The sequence below is a fragment of the Streptomyces sp. 11x1 genome (assembly GCF_032598905.1).
Lineage (GTDB): Bacteria > Actinomycetota > Actinomycetes > Streptomycetales > Streptomycetaceae > Streptomyces.
The window spans coordinates 6,515,306-6,535,621 of record NZ_CP122458.1 but is presented as its reverse complement, the minus strand read 5'-3'; the positions used below and the strand labels follow the sequence as shown (position 1 = coordinate 6,535,621).

The window sequence follows — 20,316 nt, the reverse complement described above, 5'->3', positions numbered from 1 at the left end:
ACGCATCCTGCACTCACCTGCGGCGGGAAAGCCAATCCAGCACCCCTGGGAGTCACACGAACACCCCTGGGAGTCATATGAACACCCTTGGGAGTCGTGGCAGGCCTGAGCTTGGCCGCCACACTAAAGGGCGGCGCAAGCCCTCCGGCCCCGCGACGCGCCGATGGGGCGGGCCGTGGCCACCGTCACAGCGGGCCTCAGGCCGACGCCGCCGCCTTCGCGGCCTCGCGTACCGCCCCGGCGACCGCGCCCGCGACCTTGTCGTTGAAGACGCTCGGGATGATGTAGTTCGGGTTCAGCTCGTCCTCGGTGACGACGTTCGCGAGCGCGGTGGCCGCGGCGAGCATCATCTCCGTGTTGACGGTCCGGGACTGGGCGTCGAGGAGACCGCGGAAGACACCCGGGAAGACCAGCACGTTGTTGATCTGGTTCGGGAAGTCGGAGCGGCCGGTGGCCACGACGGCCGCCGTCTGCCGGGCGACCGCGGGGTCGACCTCGGGGTCGGGGTTCGCGAGCGCGAACACAATGGCGTCGTCGGCCATGGCGGCCACGTCGTCGCCGTCGAGGACGTTCGGGGCCGAGACGCCGATGAACACGTCGGCGCCGCGCACGGCCTCCTTGAGGGTGCCCGTGAGGCCCTCGGGGTTGGTGTTGTCGGCGATCCAGCGCAGCGGCGAGTCGGTGGCGGCGTCGACCAGGTCGGCGCGGTCGCAGTGCACGACACCGTGGATGTCGGCCACGACGGCGTTCTTCACACCGGCGGCGATCAGCAGCTTGAGGATGGCCGTACCGGCCGCACCGGCGCCCGACATGACCACGCGGATGTCCCCGATCGCCTTGCCCGCCACGCGAAGCGCGTTGGTGAGGGCGGCGAGGACGACGATCGCGGTGCCGTGCTGGTCGTCGTGGAAGACGGGGATGTCGAGGGCCTCGCGCAGGCGGGCCTCGATCTCGAAGCAGCGGGGCGCGGAGATGTCCTCCAGGTTGATGCCCGCGAAGCCGGGGGCGATCGCCTTGACGATCTCGACGATCGCGTCGGTGTCCTGGGTGTCCAGGCACAGCGGCCAGGCGTCGATGCCGGCGAACCGCTTGAAGAGGGCCGCCTTGCCCTCCATGACGGGCAGCGCGGCCTTGGGGCCGATGTTGCCGAGGCCCAGCACGGCGGAGCCGTCCGTCACGACCGCAACGGAGTTGCGCTTGATGGTGAGGCGGCGGGCGTCCTCGGGGTTCTCGGCGATCGCCATGCAGACGCGGGCCACGCCCGGGGTGTAGATCATCGAGAGGTCGTCACGGTTGCGGATGGGGTGCTTGGACGCCATCTCGATCTTGCCGCCGAGGTGCATCAGGAACGTACGGTCGGAGACCTTGCCGAGCGTCACGCCCTCGATGTGGCGCAGCTGCTCGACGATCTCGTCGGCGTGCGCCGTGGAGGTGGCGGCGATGGTGACGTCGATGCGGAGCTTCTCATGGCCGGACGCGGTCACGTCGAGGCCGGTCACCGAGCCTCCGTGGGACTCGACGGCTCCGGTGAGCTGGGAGACCGCGGTTCCGCTCGCGGGCACCTCCAGCCGGACCGTCATCGAGTAGGAGACGCTGGGCGCCGTTGCCATGGCCGACTTCCTCTGCTTTCGCGTACTTCTGCTACTGCGTTTGCTGCGTTTTGCCGTCCGATCGTCGCACCTACCGTCGAGTAGGCGTTAGCCGTCCGGGGTTGAGAACGTTTTGTTCTCAACGAGAAGAGGTCCACGTCACATTCGACGTGGACCTCTTCGTACGGTCAGTGGCACCGACCCGCCATGCTCGCCTCGCGGCAAGTGGTCGCTCGTAGCGACGAAGGTTGGGCCCGGGGGCTTGGATCGAGCCGGTGCCGTCGTCAAGGCTAACAGGCGCCTCGGAGTTCGGGGAGTTGATGGTGCGTCGGCGGGTGCGGGTGGTGTGTGGCTGCCCGCGGACGACCGACTACCCACTCAGTCGCGCAACAGGTCCGGGACCCCCATCGCGTCCGGGTCGTCCCGTTCCGCCGAGACGACCGTCAGCTGCTGTGTCGCCCGGGTGAGTGCGACGTACAACACACGCAGCCCCGCAGGGGACTCGTCCGCGATCTCCGCCGGAGAGACGACCACCGTGGCGTCGTACTCCAGGCCCTTCGCCTCCAGGCTGCCGAGGGCCACCACCCGGTCGCCGAGGCCGGCCAGCCAGCGGGCGGCCTCGTCCCTGCGGTTCATGGCGACCACGACGCCCACCGTGCCGTCCACGAGGTCCAGCAGGCGGGCGGCCTCCGCGCGGACCGCGCGGGCCAGGGTGTCGCGGGCGGCCGTGACGAAGCGGGGCCGCACTCCGGTGGAGCGGACCGCCGACGGGGACTCGGACCCCGGCATGGCCAGGGCCAGCACCTTCGCCGCCAGCTCGGCGATCTCGGCCGGGTTGCGGTAGTTGACGGTGAGGGTGAAGCGGCGGCGCGGGCGGGTGCCCAGGGCCTCGTCGCGGGCCTCGGCCGCCTCGTCCGGGTCGGACCAGGACGACTGGGCGGGGTCGCCCACGACCGTCCAGGTGGCGTGGCGGCCGCGGCGGCCCACCATCCGCCACTGCATCGGCGTCAGGTCCTGCGCCTCGTCGACGATGACGTGCGCGTACTCGGTCCGCTCCTGCGCCAGCCGCTCGGCCCGCTCCCGCTGTGTCTCCTCGCGTACGGGCATCAGCTCCTCCAGGCCCGTGAGCTGGTCCAGCGGGTCGAGGTCGCGCCTCTTCCTGGGGCGGGCGGGGAGGCCGAGGATCGCCTGGAGTTCGTCGAGCACGGCGACGTCGTGGACGGACAGCCCGTCCCGTTTCAGGGAGCGGGCGACGCGGCGGACCTCACCCGGGTTGAGGATGCGGCGCGCCCAGCGGCCGAGGCGGCGCTCGTCGGCCATGGCGGTGAGCACCCCACGCGGGGTCAGCTCGGGCCACCAGGCGTCGAGGAAGGCGATGAACTCGTCCTCGGTCGTGATGTCCTCGTCGAAGGAGGAGCGCAGTTCGGCGGCCAGCTCGGGGTCGCTGTGGCGGCCCGCCGCGCCCGAGCGGTCCCACAGGGCGTCCAGCAGCAGCTTGCGCGCGCGGGGGCGCAGCAGGTTGACCGGGGCCGTGCCGCTGAGCGCGGTGCGGCGGACGCGGTCCAGGTCGGGGGCCTCCAGCTCCAGGCGGCGGCCGAAGGCGACGACCCGGAGGCGGGTGGGCGCGTCGCTCGACTCCAGGGCGCCCCGGGCGGCCTTCCGCAGCACCTTGAGCATGCGGTACGAGCCCTTGGCGCGGGCCACGGACGGGGAGTCGTACAGCGTGGCCTCGGCGCCGTCGACGAGTGAGCCGATGGCGCGGATGGCGACCTGGCCCTCCTCGCCGAGGGAGGGCAGGACACCCTCGGTGTAGGCGACGAGCAGCGGGGTCGGGGAGACGATCAGAATGCCGCCCGCGTAACGGCGCCGGTCCTGGTAGAGGAGGTAGGCGGCGCGGTGCAGGGCGACGGCCGTCTTGCCGGTGCCGGGGCCGCCCTCGACGTAGGTCACGGAGGCGGCGGGGGCGCGGATCACCAGGTCCTGTTCGGCCTGGATGGAGGCGACGATGTCACGCATGGTGTGGCTGCGGGCCTGGCCGAGGGCGGCCATGAGGGCTCCGTCGCCGATGACGGGCAGTTCGCCGCCGTCGAGGTGGGCCGTCAGCTCGGGGCGCATCAGGTCGTCCTCGACGCCGAGCACCTTGCGGCCCTTGGAGCGGATGACCCGGCGGCGGACGACGCGGCCGGGGTCGACCGGCGTCGAACGGTAGAAGGGGGCGGCCGCCGGGGCCCGCCAGTCGATGACCAGCGGGGCGTACTCCGAGTCCAGGACGCCGATCCGGCCGATGTGCAGGGTCTCGGCGATGTCTGCGGTGTTGTCGGGGCGCACCGCGCCCTCGGCGGGTTCGACGGCGGTGTACGCGCCGTCCGGGCCCTTCTTGCCGTCCTTGCCCTGCAGCAGGTCGATCCGGCCGAAGAGGAAGTCCTCGAACTCGTTGTTCAGACGGTTCAGGTGGACGCCCGCCCGGAAGACCTGGGCGTCCCGCTCGGCGAGCGCGCCGGGGGTGCCGACCTGACCGCGCTTGGCCGCGTCGTTCATCAGGAACTCGGCCTCGTGGATCTTCTCCTCAAGGCGCCGGTAGACCCGGTCCAGATGTTCCTGTTCGACGCCGATCTCCTTCTCACGCACCGAGTCGTGAGCGGAGTCGAGCGTTTCCTGCTGAACCTGAGCGGCCACCCGGGCCCCCTTCTGACGTGCTGGGCAGCCGTCCACCGTACGCGAAAAGGACCCCGACAGGCTATGTGCCCGACCGAGGTCCGTCCGCTGTTCGCCGCGAGCGTGTCCGTTTCGCCTGGACGCGTTACGCCTTGACCGAGACGAGCTTCTTGCCGCTGAAGGTCAGGATCTCGAAATGGTCGATCTCGTCGGGGGTGAAGGCCGCGCCGCCGTGGACGTAGAGCGGGTTCTTGGCCTGCTCGGTCGTGGCGTTCTTGATGCCGTAGCCCCACTTCGGGACGGACCAGGAGGTGACCGTCTCACGCTCGCCGTTCTTGCCGACGGCGATGAGCGAGCACTTCTCCGGACCCTTGACGTTCTTCAGCTCCAGCACCGCGTGCGTGCCCCAGGCCTTGGTCTCCATGCCGACCGTGGCGGTGACCTGGGTGGAGGCGTCGGTGGACGAGACCTTCTCGTTCGCCCCCATGTGTGTGAAGGACTGCTGCGCCGTACTGAGCGTTTCGGCGTCCTTCGCCCCGTCGTCCCCGCCGCCCGTCGTCGCGAACACCGCCGTCGGGCCGCCGACGATCAGGGCCACGCCGGCCGCCAGCATGAAGAAGTTCCGTCGGCTCTTCTTCGCCCGGTGCTGGACCACCTCGCCGACGAGCCGGTCCGCGAGACCGGTGGTCGGTTTCACGGACAGGGACTCGCCGATCGCGGGCGTTCCCTGGGCCGCGGGCAGGTCCGCGAGCGCGGCCAGCATCGGCTCCATGCCGGCCAGCTCGTCGAGCTGTTGTCCGCACCACTCGCACGTGGCGAGGTGCATCTCGAACTGTGTGGCCTCGGCGTCGTCCAGTATCCCGAGGGCGTACGCGCCGACGGTCTCGTGGATGTTGTCGCCGGAACCTTGGGCTCCTTGCACAGATCCGGGCATTCCCGGTCCATACCCCCCGTAGATGTTGCTCATGCCGTCACCCCGCGCTCCTCTAGAGCCAGCTTCATCGACCGCAGGGCGTAGAACACCCGGGAGCGGACGGTGCCACTGGGGATGCCAAGCGTCTCGGCCGCCTCATTGACCGTACGCCCTTTGAAATAGGTCTCGACCAGGACCTCCCTGTGGGCAGGGGTCAGGTCGTCCAGCGCGTCCGACAGTGTCATCAGCCACAACGCCTTGTCGATCTCGTCCTCCGCGGGGATGACCTCCAGCGGCGACGGGTCGACCTCTTGCGGCCGGGCCTGCCGGCTGCGGTGGCCGTCGATGACGATGCGGCGTGCGACCGTCACCAGCCAGGGGCGTACCGATCCGGTCGCTCGATTGAGCTGACCGGCGTTCTTCCAGGCCCTGATGAGAGTTTCCTGCACAACGTCCTCGGCACGCTGGCGGTCGCCCGCGACCAGACGCAGCACGTACGCGAGCAAGGGTCCAGCGTGCTCGCGGTACAGCGCGCGCATCAGCTCCTCGTCTGGCTCTGAGGGCTGTGATGCGCGATGTCGTGCCCTGTGCGGGCGTTCATCGGCCACAGCGGAATCCTTGCGCACGGCTACCTCCGGTGTCCGGGGGTTCCCCCAGTCGGTCGCTCACATCGGGATACGTAGGTAACCAGTTGTGTGTTCAGAGTTGAGCCACAACTTTCTCGATTAAACGTGGGAAGGATGAGGCAGGCGGGGGACAAGTATTGCCATATCCGTGCTTAAACCGGCACGCAGGGGCGGGAATTGTGAAGACACCCGCATGGCGATGTGAAAAACAGCACTGCTGCTTCTTTACGGCTACCCGGGGTATGCCCAACCATCGGGCGGGGTAAGGCGGATGGGCATTTTGGTCCCAACTACGCGCGGGCGCGGGCCAGATCGGCTCGGCGGCGGTGCCGGGCCACGCGTTCGCGGTTGCCGCAGATCTCGCTGGAGCACCAGCGGCGGCGCCGGCCGCGGGAGGTGTCGACGTACACCACGGGGCAGTTGTCGCCGGCGCACTGGCGCAGGCTCGCGCAGGCGACCGGGTCCGTGAGCAGCTCCACGGTGTCGCGGGCCAGCACGGCGAGCAGGGCGGCGCACTCGGGGACGCGGTCCAGCGCGCGGGTGAGGGTGCCGTCGGGGGCGCGGACGGCACGGAGGGCCGGAGTCGCCGCGCGGGCCAGGTCGTTGACCCTGGCCAGGGAGATGTCGACGGCGCGGGGGTCCAAGGCGCGGTCGGGGGTGGGGCGCACCAACTGGTCGATGTGGCCGCGGAGTTCTCTGAAGCCGACCAGCCAGTGGGGGGTGATGTGGTCGAGGGGGGTGGCCTCGGGGACCAGGTGGGCGGCGGTGGCCCAGGTGCGCAGGCCGGTGAGGGTGTCGAGTTGTTCCTCGGGGTGGGTGGTGGTGAGGAAGTCCAGGCAGAGGTGGCCGCAGTCGAAGCGAGGTGGTTGGGGGTGTGCCATGTGCCTGTCACCGCCCTGGGGTTGTCGGCCGGCAGGGGTGCGTTTGAGGGGTACGTACCCCTTACAGTGCCTGGGCTCACGTGGCGGGGGAAGCCTCCGGTTCTTGGCCGGTTCCTCCGCCCCCGCCGCCCCTACCCGTCCCATCCCAGGGGCTGCGACCCTTCGCCCCCCAGACGTCCGCCCGGTGGGGGCTGGTCGCGCAGTTCCCCGCACCCCTGAAAAGCAGGGGTGCGGGGAACTGCGCGAGAACCCCCACGTACCCGCAGTCGAAGTCCCTGCCGCGCCGTTCCCGCCTACGCGTCGTACTTCGCGTCCGCCGCCGGGTCCAGAGCCAGGCGGTAGCCGCGTTTGACCACCGTCTGGATCAGTTTGGGCGTGCCGAGGGCCGTGCGGAGGCGGGCCATCGCCGTCTCCACTGCGTGTTCGTCGCGGCCGGCGCCGGGCAGGGCGCGCAGGAGGTCGGAGCGGGGGACGACCCAGCCCGGCCTGCGGCAGAGCGCGCGGAGCAGGGACATGCCGGCCGGGGGGACGGGGCGCAGAGCGCCGTCGACGAGGACCGCGTGGCCGCGGATCTCCACCCGGTGGCCGGCGATGGGCAGCGTACGGGCGCGGCCGGGGAGTTCCTGGCAGAGGAGTTGGACGAGGGGCCCGAGGCGGAAGCGTTCGGGCTGGACCGTGTCCACACCGTGGGCCTGGAGGGGGAGCGCCGTCACCGGGCCCACGCAGGCGGGCACGACGTCGTGGTTCAGCGCGTTGAGCAACTCCGGGAGCATGCCCCGGTCCTCGGCTCGGGAGAGCAGGGAGGCCGCCGCGGGGGCGCTGGTGAAGGTGAGGGCGTCGAGGCCACGGGCGATCGTGGAGTCGAGGAGGCGGTCGACCGGGGTGATGTCCTCGGGGGGCATCCAGCGGTAGACGGGGACGCCGACCACTTCCGCTCCCCCGGCGCGCAGGGACTCCACGAAACCGGGGAGCGGTTCGCCGTGCAGCTGGACGGCGACCCGACGGCCCTCGACGCCGTGCTCCAGCAGTCGGTCGAGCACCTCGGCCATGGATTCGGAGGAGGGGGACCACTCCTCTGTGAGCCCGGCGGCGCGGATCGCGCCCTTCACCTTCGGTCCGCGGGCCAGGACCTCGACACCGCGCAGCCGGTCGAGCAGGGCTTCGCCCAGGCCCCAGCCGTCCGCCGCCTCGATCCAGCCGCGGAAGCCGATGGCCGTCGTCGCCACCACGATGTCGGGGGCCTGGTCGAGCAGGTCCTTCGTCGCGGCGAGCAGTTCGCTGTCGTCCGCGAGCGGCACGATGCGCAGGGCGGGGGCGTGCAGGACCGCGGCTCCGCGGCGCTGGAGCAGTGCCCCGAGTTCGTCGGCCCTGCGGGCAGCGGTGACGCCCACGGTGAACCCCGCGAGCGGCCCGTGTTCGGTCCGCGCCTCCCGGTCCGTCCGGTCCATCCGATCCATCAGAACCGTCCTGTCTGGTCGATCGGCTCGATCTGATCGCTCGGGTCGCTGCTGTTCGTCGTACATGGCTCTCGTCCCGCAGTCGAGTCGTTGCACTCAGTCGAAGCTCTGTGCGTGCGGGTGCACCGATTGGCGGACCCACATGCCGAACGAGCCTGTCAACGGCGCGTGACAGGCTCGGTTCGGCTTGATGTCGCTGGTGTTACGTCGCCCGTGTCACGGCATGGGCGATGTCACACCTCGGCGTAGCTGAGCTGCGGCTTCGATTCCGTCGTGGCGGTGGTCGCAGCCGTGTTCGAGACCGTACGGCGAAGGTATACGGCCCAAGTCACCGCGAAGCAGAGCCCGTAGAAGGCGAGGAAGGCGACGAAGGCGCCGGTGCCGGAGCCCACGGAGAGGAAGGACTGCCGGAAGGCCAGGTTGATGCCGAGGCCGCCGAGGGCGCCCACCGCGCCGATGAGCCCCATGGATGCACCGGACAGGCGTCGACCGTACGCGGCGGCGGCCTCGCCCGTCAGACCCATGGCGACGGCCTTGGTCTGGAAGATGCCCGGGATCATCTTGTATGTCGAGCCGTTGCCGAGCCCGGTGAGCACGAACAGCGCGATGAACGCCACGCTGAACAGCGGCAGCGACTCCCGCATGGAAGCCACGACGATCACACCGGTGGCCGCCATCATGGCGGCGAAGTTCCAGAGGGTGATCTTCGCGCCGCCGAAGCGGTCGGCGAGCCAGCCGCCCACGGGACGGATCAGCGAGCCCAGCAGCGGGCCGATGAAGGTGATCGAGGCCGCCTGCAGAGGTGTACGACCGAACTGCGTCTGCAGCACGAGGCCGAAGGCGAAGCTGTAGCCGATGAAGGATCCGAAGGTGCCGATGTAGAGGAAGGACATGATCCAGGTGTGCCCGTCCTTCACCGCCTCCAGGGCAGCTCCGGTGTCGTTCTTCACCGACGAGATGTTGTCCATGAAGAGGGCGGCGAAGAGGGCGGAGATGAGGATGAGCGGGATGTAGATGCCCAGCAGCAGCCGCGGGCCGCCGCTCGCCCCGATGACCGCGAGCCCGATCAGCTGCACCACCGGCACGCCGATGTTGCCGCCACCCGCGTTGAGACCGAGCGCCCAGCCCTTCTTCCGCAGCGGGAAGAAGCTGTTGATGTTGGTCATGGAGGAGGCGAAGTTACCGCCACCGATGCCCGCCAGCACCGCACAGAGCATGAACGTGGAGTACGAGGTGCCCGGCTCCATCACGATGTACGCGGCGATGGTCGGGATGAGCAGCCCACTCGCCGTGATGATCGTCCAGTTGCGGCCGCCGAAGCGGGCGACGGCGAAGGTGTACGGCACGCGCACGAGCGCGCCGACCAGGGTGCCCATGGCCACGAGGAAGAACTTGTCGGCGGGGGTGAGCCCGTACTCGGGACCCATGAAGAGGACCATCACCGACCAGAGGGTCCAGATGGAGAACCCGATGTGCTCGGAGAGCACAGAGAACCAGAGGTTCCGCCGGGCGATCTTCGCGCCTGTCTCGTTCCAGAAGGCCTCGTTCTCCGGATCCCAGTGTTCGATCCAGCGGCCTCCCCTGCTTGCGGCGGGGGCAGTGCTCGGGGCTGTCATGACGCCTCCACGTTCTCCGGGCTCCGGTGTCGCGATGCGGTGATGAGGGGTGATGAGTCCCGAAGGTAGGGAGAGCGCGTTTCCTGGCTGTGGCACCGGGTGACCGGAAAGGAACTTTGCTCTCACGAGCGGGGGGACCGGCCGGTGAGGAATCGGTGAGCGGGGCGTCATACCGGGTCGTCACCTGGCGGATACCCGGTGGTCACGCCACCTTCGGCGCGGCCCTCATGCCAATGTAGGCGCACCGCGTGCCGTCGCTCAGCGTGGCGAAGACCACAGGCATCCAGTCCTCCGCGAACGAGGCACCGCCGCCGGCACCGGCGAACACCGTCTCCGACAGGGGCACGAGGTCCATCTCCAGGTCCGGCGAGTAACCGACCATGCCGTCCACGAAGGCGTACGTGAGGTGCGGTGTGCCGTTCCTCTCGCCGATCGTGATGACGACTCCCTCCCTCTTGTACGTACCGGTCCAGGGCGTGATGTCGACGGTGAGCGGCTCGGCGGGCGGGGCGAACGGGGCGGGCAGGGTGATTCCGGCCAGCTCCGCCAGCAGCTCGCGCAGCAGGTCGGCGTAGAGGAGGCGGGAGGAACCGCCGTTGGTGAGCAGCGCGACGGCGACGCCCCGGGTGGGCACCACGCGCAGGAAGGCGTACTGGCCGGTCGCGGCACCGTCGTGGCCGTAGCCCGGGACGCCGTCCCAGTCGTAGAGCGTCCAGCCGAGGCCCCAGCCGTCGGCGCTGACCGTCCACTTGTCGGGGACGTCGGTCTCGCGGGTCTGCATGGCCGTCACCGTCTCGGGGCTGAGGACGCCGGCGCCGCCGTCGAGGTGGGCCTTGGCGTACCGGACGACGTCTCCGGCGGTGGCGAGCACCCGGGCACCCGGGCCGGCCGCGCGCGGCATCAGGTCCCAGACCGGGGCCGGGGTCTGCGTCCCGTCCTCCCCCGCGAGGTGACCCATCGCCGCACGGAACGGCAGCGCCTCCTCCGGCAGCGTCATGGAGTGCGTCAGACCGAGCGGCGCGAAGACGCGCTCCTTGAGGGCCTGGTCCCAGGTCAGCCCGGTCAGGACCTCGACGATCCGCCCGAGGACGACGTACCCGATACCGCTGTACGACACCGCCGTGGCCGGCGGGCAGTCCATCGCCACACCCTTCGCGGCCTCGACGTACTTGGCGATCGCGTCGTCGCCGCGCCCTGTGTCGATGTGGAAGTCGCAGGTCAGGCCACTGGTGTGGGAGAGCAGCATGCGGGGCGTGATGACCTCGGTGGCGGCCGGGTCGACGGTCGCGAACTCCGGCAGCACCTTCACCACCGGGACGTCCAGGTCGAGTTCGCCGGACTCCACCAGCTGCATGACCAGGGCGGCGGTGTAGACCTTCGCGATCGAGCCGAGCTGGAAGACGGAGTCGGTGGTGGCCTCCACGCCGGTCGCGCGGCTCAGCACCCCGCTCGCGAGTTCGTGGACCTCACCGTCCACGACGAACGCGAGGCTCGCGCCGGGCACGTCGTGGGTGGCGCGGAGGGTGTCGAGGCGGCGCTGCCAGTGGGCGAGGTCGAGGGCGGGGGCGGCGGGCTGGGACATGGCGGAACCTCCGGGAAGCGTGGGTGCGAGGCCGCCGCCGCGTCCTGCGCGGCGACCCAGAACACTGTACGCACTGCGAACAGTGTGCGCAAGAGAGAACGGCGTACCCAGGTGGGCGAGCAAAAGGCCGCGCCCGGCAGTCGCCGTGCGCGGCCTCGGGGGTGGGGGGAGCCAACGGCTCCGGCCTGGCGGGCGGTCAGTCCCCCGCCCGGCCGTTCACGTCCGGCTCCGTGCCGTGTCTGAGTCGCTCGGTGATCCGGACGAACGCCGCCCGGCGGTGTTCCGGGATGCCCAGCGCGGTCGCCGCCTGCTCGGCGGAGAGGGCGTTGCCGCCGGGGGCCGTGCCGGGCCCGGGCGGGGCCGGGGGCTGGGGCAGGTCCTGTTCGGTCAACTTGCCCGAGCGGATCAGGACGTCGCGCACCGGGACACCGAGCGCCCGGGACAGCCCACGCATCGTCTCCAGATCGGGCATGCTCCGCCGCTGCAGCAGCCGGGTGATGGCCGCCCGGTGCACCCCCGCGTCCTCGGCCAGCCTGGTCTTCCCACCGCCCCGCGGACTGTCGATGTCGTACCCGCGCGCCCGCATCACGCCCTCCATCCAGGCCGCGAACGCGTCGATGTGTCCGGCATCGCTCTTCATGACCGACGCTCCTCCTCCGACCGGAACCGGCCCCGAGCCGGCCCTCCGGTCGATGTAGTCGTCACCGCTCCGCCGCTTGGTTGCCCCGGGACACAGCGGTGGGGGTGGGTCCCCGACCGCGGCCCACCCCCACCGAGGTAACCCGGGCGCGTCAGCTCGACGACTCGCCCACGTAGCCGAGTCTGTCCGTGCCGCCCTTCTCCCAGGTGATGATCACGTCGTCGCCGGAGCGGCGGACCGTGGCGAAGGTGACGTCCTCGTCGCTGACGTCCTTGGAGGCCATGGGGGTCAGCGCCATACGGAAGTTGTTGTCGTCGCGGTAGGCGCCGACGCCGGTCAGGATGCCCTTGCCGCCGACCATGTCTATGTAGGAGAGCGGGTGCTGGCCCTTGCCGTCGCCGCTGGTCTGCTCGGCGCCGATGGTCAGGGTCCGGGCGTCGTCGTCCTGCCACTGGCCCTCGACGCCCTTGGCGGGCGCGGTGGTCGAACCGCCGTCGTCCAAACCGCCGTCGGGCGTTCCGAGACCCTCGTCGGTGGCGTCGTCCGTAGCCTCCTCCGTCGGGGTCGCCGCGTCGGTCTCCGAGGCCGAGACGCTCTGCCGGGGCTTGGCCGTGGTGTCGTCGTCCCCGTCGCCGGTGAGGAGGAAGATGCCCCCGCCGATCACCGCGAGCGCCGCCACGGCGGCCACGACGATCATCGCGACTTTGCCACCGCTACCGCCGGAGGGCGGAGGCGGAGGCGGGTAACCCCCGTACTGCGGGCCGTAGTTCGGCGCCCCCGGTGCCCCGTACAGCGGCTGCCCGCCGACCCCGTACGGCTGCTGCGGAGCCGTCGCGTACGGGTTCGGCGGCTGGCCGGGCACCTGGCCCGGGGGCGGCTACGCCCCCGGGTACGGCTGCTGCGGCGGCTGGGCTCCGTAACCGTCGTACGGCGGCTGGCCGGGAGGCTGGGTCATCGGCGGGCGTCACTCCTTGAGTCGCTTCGGCGAGGCGAGCAGTGCGCGGAACACCTGCCTCAAGCGAGCCCAACATCCAACACCCGGTCAGTCGTACGCAAGTGCGTATCCCGGTTGGTTACCGGGTCAGTACACGGCGGCTCGGCCACCATCGGGGTCTGCGCCGGGCCGCCAGGTCCTCCGCCCAGCCGAAGGCGACGACGCAGACGGCGATCAGCAGCCAGGTCACGACCAGCACGGGCCAGACGCTCTCCAGCAGCCAGGGCACGTGTCGTTCGAGGAACACCACGCTCCACAGCCGGTCCCACTGGGTCGCGGCGATCAGGATGCAGGTGTTGTGCCAGAGATAGATCGTCACCGCACGGGCGTTGAGCAGGGTGATCAGTCCGTCCCAGCGGCGCAGCCGGTCCGGCCACTCCTGCCACGACGGGCTGATGTGCAGCAGCAGCGCCACCGTGCCGACGGAATAGAGCGCCTGGGCGAACGGCATGCTGTCCAGGTCGTTGCCGGTGCCGAAGTCGTGGTTCAGGGCGTACCAGAGGCCGGCCAGGGCCACCGCCGGGGCCACGGAGGGGACGAGGTAGCGCGGCAGGCGCGCGAGGATGCCCTCCTGGTGGGCCATGCCGAGGATCCAGCAGGCGCCGAAGGTGCTGAAGTCCGTCAACCCCGACGCGAACCGCTCGCCCGGCAGTGGGAGCAGGCCCAGTTCGAAGACCCCTGCCAGCGCGATCGGCGCGAGGACCGTCACTGCCGGCACCGCCCGCAGCGCGCGGAGCAGCAGCGGGGAGAGGACGACGTACCAGACGTAGGCGCGGACGTACCAGAGCGGTCCGGCGAGTTCCGCGGCCCAGTCGGCGCCGATGAGGCCGTGCACTGCGGGCAGGCCCTCGGCGTACGGCGGGTCGCTGATCGGGAGGATCCAGAACGTGAGGTGGAACCACCACCAGGCGGGGTGCCCGTCCGCGTCCGGCCCCCATCCCTGGACCACCATCGCCGTCACGCCGACGACGCCGAGCAGCCACACGGGCGGCAGCAGTCGGCGCAGGCGGCCGCGGACGACGCCCAGGGCCGGGCGCTTCAGCGAGCGCGCCATGAGGTTGCCGGCGAGGGCGAACATCACGCCCATGGAGGGGAAGAGGAGCGGCAGCCAGGCCCAGCCGGTGAGGTGGTAGAGCACCACCCGGAAGAGAGCGAGGGCCCTGAGGAGGTCGAAGTACCGGTCCCGGCCGGGGGCGCGGGCGGGCGGGTCCTGCGATCCGGCGGCCTGCGGGGGCACGCCCGGCGCGGTGGAACCGGACTGCGCAGGGTCGGACTGCGTGGCGTCCGGTGGTGTGGAGTCCGGTGGTGTGGAGCCGTGTGCGAGGGTGCTCATCCGACGGGCCTCCGCTCGCCCGACTGCTGCTGCGGCACGGCCGCCCCGTCCGCAGGCGCGCCGGGCAGCCCCACGGCCCCCGTCCGCCGCAGCTTCTGCCAGCGCAGCCGGCCGCCGGTCAGCGCCGTGATCCATGACTGGAGCAGGACGACGTACATCAGCTGGCGGTAGAGGAGTTGCTGCAGCGGGAGGGAGATCAGATGGGTCATGCGCTCCTTGTCGAGGTGGAACGCGAGGGCCGCGCAGACCACCTGGACGGCCAGGACGCCCAGCCAGGCGCCGATGGTCTTCTCCGTGGGCCCGAAGATCAGCCCGTAGAGCAGGAAGACGTCGATGAGCGGGGCCAGCAGGGGCGCCACGACCATGAAGAGGGACACCAGCGGCAGGCCCACACGCCCGAAGCGGCCGGAGGGGCCCCGGTCGAAGAGCGAGCCCCGGTGCTTCCAGATCGCCTGCATGGTGCCGTACGACCAGCGGTAGCGCTGGGACCACAGCTGCTGGACGGATTCCGGTGCCTCGGTCCAGGCGCGCGCGTTCTCGGCGTAGACGACGTGCCAGCCGTCGCGGTGCATGGCCATGGTGATGTCGGTGTCCTCGGCGAGGGTGTCCTCGCTCATCCCGCCGACGCGTTCGAGGGCCGTGCGGCGGAACGCCCCGACCGCGCCGGGGATGGTCGGCATGCAGCGCAGGATGTCGTACATCCGGCGGTCGAGGTTGAAGCCCATCACGTACTCGATGTGCTGCCAGGCCCCGATGAGGGTGTCCCGGTTGCCGACCTTGGCGTTGCCCGCGACCGCGCCGACGCGCGGGTCGGCGAAGGGCTGGACCAGTTCGCGGACGGTGGACGGTTCGAAGACCGTGTCGCCGTCCATCATGACGATGATCTCGTGCCGGGCGTTGGCGATGCCCCGGTTGAGGGCGGCGGGCTTGCCCGCGTTGAGCTGCCGTACGACGCGGACGCCCGGCAGGTCCTTGCCCAGTTCCTCGACGATGCCGGCCGTGCCGTCGCTGGAGCCGTCGTCGATGACCAGCACCTCGATGGGGTGGTCGCTCGCCACCAGGGAACGGACCGTCTTCTCGATGCACTTGGCCTCGTTGTACGCGGGGACGAGCACCGAGACGGGTTCCGTGACCGGCCCGTCCGGACCCCAGCGGAAGTTCCGGCGGCGGACCCGGCGGGCGTGTACGAGGGACAGGACCAGCATCAGGCCGAAACGGGCGAGGACGAGGACACCGACGACCGCGAGGGCGACGACGAGGACGCTCGTCGTCTTCTCCGAGACCTGCACCAGGGTGACCCAGACCTTGCCCTTCACCAGGCCGAGGCCGGTGACCGGGGTGTGCGCGCTGGGGGCCTTCAGGGCGCCGGTCAGGGTGTCGAACTTGTAGCCCTTGACCTGGAGTTGCGGGATGTAGCGGTCCAGCGCGACGACGGTCTGCGAGCGGTCGCCGCCGGAGTCGTGCATCAGCACGACCGCGCCCTCGCCGCGCTCGGGCGTGGACCGGCGGATGATCTCGGCGACGCCCGGCCGCTTCCAGTCCTGGCTGTCGGTGTCGCTGACGACGGTGATGTAACCGCGGCTGCCGATGTACCGCGTCACCGGCCAGGTCCGGTTGTCCATGCGCTCCGAGAACGACGAGTACGGCGGCCGGAACAGCGAGGTACGGATGCCGGCGGCGCCCGCGAGCGCCAGCTGGTTCTGGGAGAGCTCCCAGTCGATGCGGTCCTTGGTCTGGAGCGAGAGGTCCGGGTGGTTGAAGGTGTGCAGACCGATCTCGTGGCCCTCGTCGACCATCCGCTGGACCAGGTCCGGGTAGCGGGAGGCCATGGTGCCGGTGATGAAGAAGACGGCCTTGGCGTCGTGCTTCCTCAGCGTGTCGAGGACCTTGGGGGTCCACTTGGGGTCGGGCCCGTCGTCGAAGGTCAGCACCAGCTCGTAATCGGGGACGTCGAGGGCGAGCTGCCGTCCGGAGCGGGTGTCGATCACGGGCCCGCCGTTCACTATCTTCTTCGGCACCCGGTCGTTCGAGATGGGCGGCCCGACCCGGTGGTCCGCGAGGATCTCGCTGTGCACGTATCCGCGCAGCATGAGCATGGCCATCAGGGCGAGGAGCAGCACACAGGGCAGCAGGTAGCGCAGCGGCAGGCGCCGCCCGGAGCGCTTCTTCGGGCTCTTGCGCGACCGCTTGGCCTTCGCGGAGCCGTTCCCCGGGCTGTCGGCGGTGCCGCCCGTACCTGTGTTCGAGGATTGCGGTGGACGGGAGGGGCGCTTGGCGGCACTCGAAGGCGTACCGCCGCGCTGGGAGCGGGTCATCAGGCGGGGGTCTCCGGGTTCTGCGGGTCCTCCTGCGGGCCCGCCGGCTCCTGCGGGCTCGGAGAGCTGTCCGAGGTCGCCGGGGCCGGCTCGACGGGTGCCGGGGAGGCCGGACCGCCGGCGACGGTGTCCGTGCCGCCGCCGTCCGGAGCGGGACCGGGGTCGGTGGTGTCCGAGGGCGCTGGCGAGGGCGAGTCCGAGGGGCTGGGGTCGACCTTCGGCGGCTCGGACTCGGAGGCGGACGGCTCGGGGTCCTTGGCGCTGGTGCTCGGCTTCGGCTGCGGGACCACTCCGGCGCTGGGCGCGGCCGAGGGTTGGGCACCGGCGGACTTCTCCGGTTGCCCGGCCCGGCCCGACGCGCCGGTGGGCGACTTGCCACCGGGCGAGACCGTGGCGCCCGCGCGGCCGCCGCCCTGACCGGCGTCCGGGACGAAACCGTCCGCCGTGTCGGACCGGTCGTCCGACTCGGCCGGCTCCGGAGGCGTGTCCACCTTGCCCGCCGGCTTGTCTCCCTTCTGCATCGGCACCGGCAGCCAGGGCGCGTCGGAGTTGCCCGACACCAGAGTGCCGACGATGACCACGGCGTACGCCGCGCAGGCGGTGCCGACGGCGATGCCGAGCCGCCGGTAGAGGTTGCGGCGCCGTCCCGACTCGTCGACGAAGACCGGCCCGTCGGAGTCCTGACCGGCGCCCGCCGCGTCCCCGTTCCGGCCGGCGTGCCTTCCGGTCCCTTCCTCCACCTCACGCCCGACGCCGTCGAGCTGCACGGTCACCTCGTGCGGATCGTGGTTGCGCCCGGGCTGGTCGGGCTGCTCCCAGGGCCTCGCCTCCACCTGGGAGACGGTTCCCGTTCTGCCGGCGGCGTCGGGCCAGACCACCTCGTCCGACGAACCGCTGCCACTGCCACTGCCACTACGGCCCGGACCCGGGCCCTCGCCCTCGGTCCGCTTCGGCTGAATGCCCTTGGGCCAGTTGTCGACGTGCACGCACTTCCCCCCACGGGATCGTTCCGAGCGCGTGGTCGATGCCGGACTGTCGCACTTTTCTGTACCGGACCGGGCCCCCACCCGATCCGGGGCGCCCCACCCATCACACGCACCCGGGCCAACGAATGTATGGGCGGAAAAGATGTGTATGTGTATGACGTCAGGTGAAGGTCATCATGATGAGTGCATCTGTGGGCGGAATCCACCCGTCCTCCGGATGTGCCAGCCATACTTCCGCCCGCGCCAGCTCGGCGGCGGCCCGCCGCAACGCGTCGAGCCCCGGATGACGGAACCCCTTGCGCCACACCAGCGAGACCGGGGACAGCGGCACGGGGTCGACGAGCGGCCGCGTCACCGTGCCCGGCATGGGCGGGAAGTCCACCACCGCCAGCACCGGCGCCCTCATCTTGGCCATGATCCGCTGGAACTCCTCCTCCCCCACGGCCAACGGGGCGGGCGCCGCGACCTCGATGCCCCGTCCCTCGAAGAGCCGCGCCGCCAGATCCGTCCACTCCGGCGTACGGGAGTTCCCTGCGCCCGCGTACACCCGCTCGCCCGCGAGTTCCGCCAGCGGTACGGCGTCCAGCGCGGCCAGCCGATGGTCGGCGGGCAGGATCACCGTCATCGGCGCGTACCGCACCGGCTGCTGCGCGAGTCGTGCCCGCACCCCCGGTTCGAGCCCGGCGAACCTCCCGAACGACACGTCCAGCCGCCCGGCGAGGATCTCGGCGGCCGCGTAGGTCAAGCCGCTCTCGTAGCGGGCCATCAACTCCAGCTCCGGCGCGAGCTCCCGGGCCCGCCGCAGCACGCGTGCCCCGGTTTCCAGTCCCGGCGAGTTCAGGTCCACCAGCAGGGGCCGCACCTGCCGGAACGCGGCCATCAGCTCCTCGTGTGCGGCCAGCACCCGCCGCGCGTGGGGCACCAGCCGCTCCCCGTCCCCCGTCAACACCACCTGCCGGGTGCTCCGCACGAACAGCTCCACCCCCAACTCCCGCTCCAGCCGCCGCACATCCCGGCTGAGCGCCTGCTGGGCGACGTAGAGCCGGGCGGCGGCCCGGGTGAAGTGCAGCTCTTCGGCGACGGCGAGAAACCCCCGCAACAACCGGGGCTCGACAGCACGGGGCAGGGAGGACATCCGCCGAATTTACAACCAGGCCGCGTGAATCACCACGGACCAGGTGTTGGACGGTGGATCATGACCGGAGCGAGGGTTGCGCCATGCCGCACCACGAACCCGCCGAGCAGCACAGCCCGCTGCTGACCGTCACAGCCGACACACTCGTGGCAGCCGACTTCCGCCCCCGCCGACCAAAGGGGCGCGGGGAACTGCGCGAAAACCCCCACCGGCCCCGCACCCGCCGACGCACAACCACCCCCACCCCATCAGGCGTCACCACCCCCTACCGCGCCCTCTTCCAAATCCCCGGCACCCTCCGCTTCACCGCCGGAGGCATCCTCGCCCGCCTCCCCATGGGCATGTTCGGCATCAGCGCGATCCTCATGATCGCCGGCACCCGCGGCTCCTACGCCCTCGCCGGCGCCGTCGTCGCCACCGGCCTCACCGCCACCGCCCTGGTCGCCCCCTGGACCGCCCGGCTGGTCGACCGCCACGGCCAGGCCAGGATCGCCGTCCCCGCCACCGCCGTCGCCCTCCTCGGCGGCCTCGGCCTGATCGCCTGTGTCCACTGGAACGCCCCCGACTGGACCCTGTTCGCCTCCTACGCGGCCACCGCCACGGCCCCCAACACCGGCGGCATGGCCCGCGCCCGCTGGGCCCACCTGCTGAAGGACGACCCGGCCGCCCTGCACACCGCCAACTCCTTCGAACAGGCGGCGGACGAGCTCTGCTTCATGCTCGGCCCGGTCGTGGCCGCCTTCCTCTGCACCACCCTGTTCCCCGAGGCCGGCACCCTGATCGGCGGCATGCTCTGCATGACCGGCGTCCTGCTCTTCGCCGCCCAGCGCGCCACGGAACCACCGCCCACGGGCCGTACGACCGCGAAGTCCCCCCTCAGGACCCCCGGGATCCCCCCGCTGCTCGCCGTCTTCCTCGCCACCGGCGCGGTCTTCGGCTCCCTGGAGGTCGTCACCATCGCCTACGCGGACGCCCGGGGCCACGCCTCCTCGGCGGGGGTGATCCTCGGCCTCCAGGCGGCCGGCTCCTGCGCGGCTGGCCTGGCGTACGGCACGCTGCGGGTGACGGGCCCGGCGGAACACCGCTTCCGCAGGTGCCTGGCCGCGATGACCGCCCTGATGGCGCTGCCCTGGCTCACCGCCGCCACCACCGGCTCCCTGCTGTTCCTCGCCCCGGCCCTCCTCCTCGCCGGCATGGCCACCGCCCCCACGATGGTCACCGCCATGGCGCTGGTCCAGCACCGCACCCCGCAGGGCCAGTTGAACGAGGGCATGACCCTCGCCGTCACCGGTCTGCTCGGCGGGATAGCGGGCGGCTCGGCCCTCGGCGGCTGGGTCGCGGAACACGACCCGGCGGCGGGCACCGGCCTCGCCCCCGGCGTCACCGGCTTCGCGGTACCGGTGGCAGCGGCGGCCCTTGCCCTGCTGATCGCCGCGATCCGGACGAATTCCCGCCCGCCCATTGACGCGCTCTGAGCCCACCCTTACCTTCCGTCGAAGCGCTTCGACTTCATTCATCGAAGCGATTCGACCACACCGTTCGACGATCGGGGCCCCGAAGGGGCTTCGCTTCCTCCCTCGGCTTGCGGCGGGGG

At 71.2% G+C, this 20,316-nt stretch carries 15 protein-coding genes; 1 reads left to right on the top strand and 14 read right to left on the bottom strand.

Translation table 11 applies throughout. The annotated features are described in order from the left end of the window. Positions 1–197 precede the first annotated feature (197 nt). The 14 genes from P8T65_RS28645 to P8T65_RS28580 all read right to left on the bottom strand — a co-directional run bounded on the left by P8T65_RS28645 (position 198) and on the right by P8T65_RS28580 (position 18,722). Positions 198–1,610: an NAD-dependent malic enzyme gene (locus tag P8T65_RS28645; protein WP_316728073.1), complete on the bottom strand. Its 1,413-nt coding sequence runs from the start codon at positions 1,608–1,610 to the stop codon at positions 198–200. 357 nt (positions 1,611–1,967) lie between these two features. Beyond that, positions 1,968–4,265, bottom strand: a complete 2,298-nt coding sequence (locus tag P8T65_RS28640; RefSeq protein ID WP_316728072.1) for a UvrD-helicase domain-containing protein — start codon at positions 4,263–4,265, stop codon at positions 1,968–1,970. A gap of 124 nt (positions 4,266–4,389) precedes the next feature. Next, positions 4,390–5,178 (bottom strand): zf-HC2 domain-containing protein, encoded by a 789-nt coding sequence (locus tag P8T65_RS28635; RefSeq protein ID WP_316728071.1) that lies wholly within the window; start codon positions 5,176–5,178, stop codon positions 4,390–4,392. 29 nt (positions 5,179–5,207) lie between these two features. Next, positions 5,208–5,783 (bottom strand): sigma-70 family RNA polymerase sigma factor, encoded by a 576-nt coding sequence (locus tag P8T65_RS28630; RefSeq protein ID WP_013003188.1) that lies wholly within the window; start codon positions 5,781–5,783, stop codon positions 5,208–5,210. Positions 5,784–6,073: 290 nt separating this feature from the next. Continuing rightward, a complete protein-coding gene (locus tag P8T65_RS28625) occupies positions 6,074–6,664 on the bottom strand; it encodes a CGNR zinc finger domain-containing protein (protein WP_316728070.1) in 591 nt (196 codons plus the stop codon). Between the two features lie 293 nt (positions 6,665–6,957). Then, positions 6,958–8,112: a uroporphyrinogen-III synthase gene (locus P8T65_RS28620; protein WP_316731770.1), complete on the bottom strand. Its 1,155-nt coding sequence runs from the start codon at positions 8,110–8,112 to the stop codon at positions 6,958–6,960. Between the two features lie 242 nt (positions 8,113–8,354). Then, positions 8,355–9,737 carry a nitrate/nitrite transporter gene (locus tag P8T65_RS28615; RefSeq protein WP_316728069.1) on the bottom strand — a complete coding sequence of 461 codons (1,383 nt, stop codon included), beginning with the start codon at positions 9,735–9,737 and terminating at the stop codon, positions 8,355–8,357. A gap of 202 nt (positions 9,738–9,939) precedes the next feature. Further along, positions 9,940–11,319, bottom strand: a complete 1,380-nt coding sequence (locus tag P8T65_RS28610; RefSeq protein ID WP_316728068.1) for a serine hydrolase domain-containing protein — start codon at positions 11,317–11,319, stop codon at positions 9,940–9,942. Between the two features lie 196 nt (positions 11,320–11,515). Next, positions 11,516–11,959 (bottom strand): helix-turn-helix transcriptional regulator, encoded by a 444-nt coding sequence (locus P8T65_RS28605; RefSeq protein ID WP_316728067.1) that lies wholly within the window; start codon positions 11,957–11,959, stop codon positions 11,516–11,518. 151 nt (positions 11,960–12,110) lie between these two features. Further along, entirely contained in the window at positions 12,111–12,821 is a 711-nt protein-coding gene (locus tag P8T65_RS28600) for a hypothetical protein (RefSeq protein WP_316728066.1), read from the bottom strand. A 211-nt stretch (positions 12,822–13,032) separates the two neighbouring features. Next, a complete protein-coding gene (locus tag P8T65_RS28595) occupies positions 13,033–14,286 on the bottom strand; it encodes an acyltransferase (protein ID WP_316728065.1) in 1,254 nt (417 codons plus the stop codon). Continuing rightward, on the bottom strand, positions 14,283–16,601 hold the full coding sequence (locus tag P8T65_RS28590) for a glycosyltransferase (RefSeq protein ID WP_316728064.1): 2,319 nt from the start codon (positions 16,599–16,601) through the stop codon (positions 14,283–14,285). Before P8T65_RS28590 ends, P8T65_RS28595 begins: the two co-directional genes overlap by 4 nt. Next, positions 16,601–17,587: a hypothetical protein gene (locus P8T65_RS28585; RefSeq protein ID WP_316728063.1), complete on the bottom strand. Its 987-nt coding sequence runs from the start codon at positions 17,585–17,587 to the stop codon at positions 16,601–16,603. Before P8T65_RS28585 ends, P8T65_RS28590 begins: the two co-directional genes overlap by 1 nt. A gap of 160 nt (positions 17,588–17,747) precedes the next feature. Beyond that, positions 17,748–18,722: a LysR family transcriptional regulator gene (locus P8T65_RS28580; protein WP_316728062.1), complete on the bottom strand. Its 975-nt coding sequence runs from the start codon at positions 18,720–18,722 to the stop codon at positions 17,748–17,750. Between the two features lie 83 nt (positions 18,723–18,805). Between P8T65_RS28580 and P8T65_RS28575 the strand changes: the two genes are divergently transcribed. After that, positions 18,806–20,197, top strand: a complete 1,392-nt coding sequence (locus tag P8T65_RS28575) for an MFS transporter (protein ID WP_316728061.1) — start codon at positions 18,806–18,808, stop codon at positions 20,195–20,197. Positions 20,198–20,316: the final 119 nt, after the last annotated feature.

Bases quoted from the DNA above. Each gene is read 5' to 3' on its own strand.
- P8T65_RS28645 (WP_316728073.1), bottom strand. From the start codon at position 1,610: ATGGCAACGGCGCCCAGCGTCTCCTACTCGATGACGGTCCGGCTGGAG.
- P8T65_RS28635 (WP_316728071.1), bottom strand. From the start codon at position 5,178: ATGCCCGGATCTGTGCAAGGAGCCCAAGGTTCCGGCGACAACATCCAC.
- P8T65_RS28625 (WP_316728070.1), bottom strand. From the start codon at position 6,664: ATGGCACACCCCCAACCACCTCGCTTCGACTGCGGCCACCTCTGCCTG.
- P8T65_RS28620 (WP_316731770.1), bottom strand. From the start codon at position 8,112: ATGGACCGGACGGACCGGGAGGCGCGGACCGAACACGGGCCGCTCGCG.
- P8T65_RS28615 (WP_316728069.1), bottom strand. From the start codon at position 9,737: ATGACAGCCCCGAGCACTGCCCCCGCCGCAAGCAGGGGAGGCCGCTGG.
- P8T65_RS28610 (WP_316728068.1), bottom strand. From the start codon at position 11,319: ATGTCCCAGCCCGCCGCCCCCGCCCTCGACCTCGCCCACTGGCAGCGC.
- P8T65_RS28605 (WP_316728067.1), bottom strand. From the start codon at position 11,959: ATGAAGAGCGATGCCGGACACATCGACGCGTTCGCGGCCTGGATGGAG.
- P8T65_RS28595 (WP_316728065.1), bottom strand. From the start codon at position 14,286: ATGAGCACCCTCGCACACGGCTCCACACCACCGGACTCCACACCACCG.
- P8T65_RS28590 (WP_316728064.1), bottom strand. From the start codon at position 16,601: ATGACCCGCTCCCAGCGCGGCGGTACGCCTTCGAGTGCCGCCAAGCGC.
- P8T65_RS28580 (WP_316728062.1), bottom strand. From the start codon at position 18,722: ATGTCCTCCCTGCCCCGTGCTGTCGAGCCCCGGTTGTTGCGGGGGTTT.
- P8T65_RS28575 (WP_316728061.1), top strand. From the start codon at position 18,806: ATGCCGCACCACGAACCCGCCGAGCAGCACAGCCCGCTGCTGACCGTC.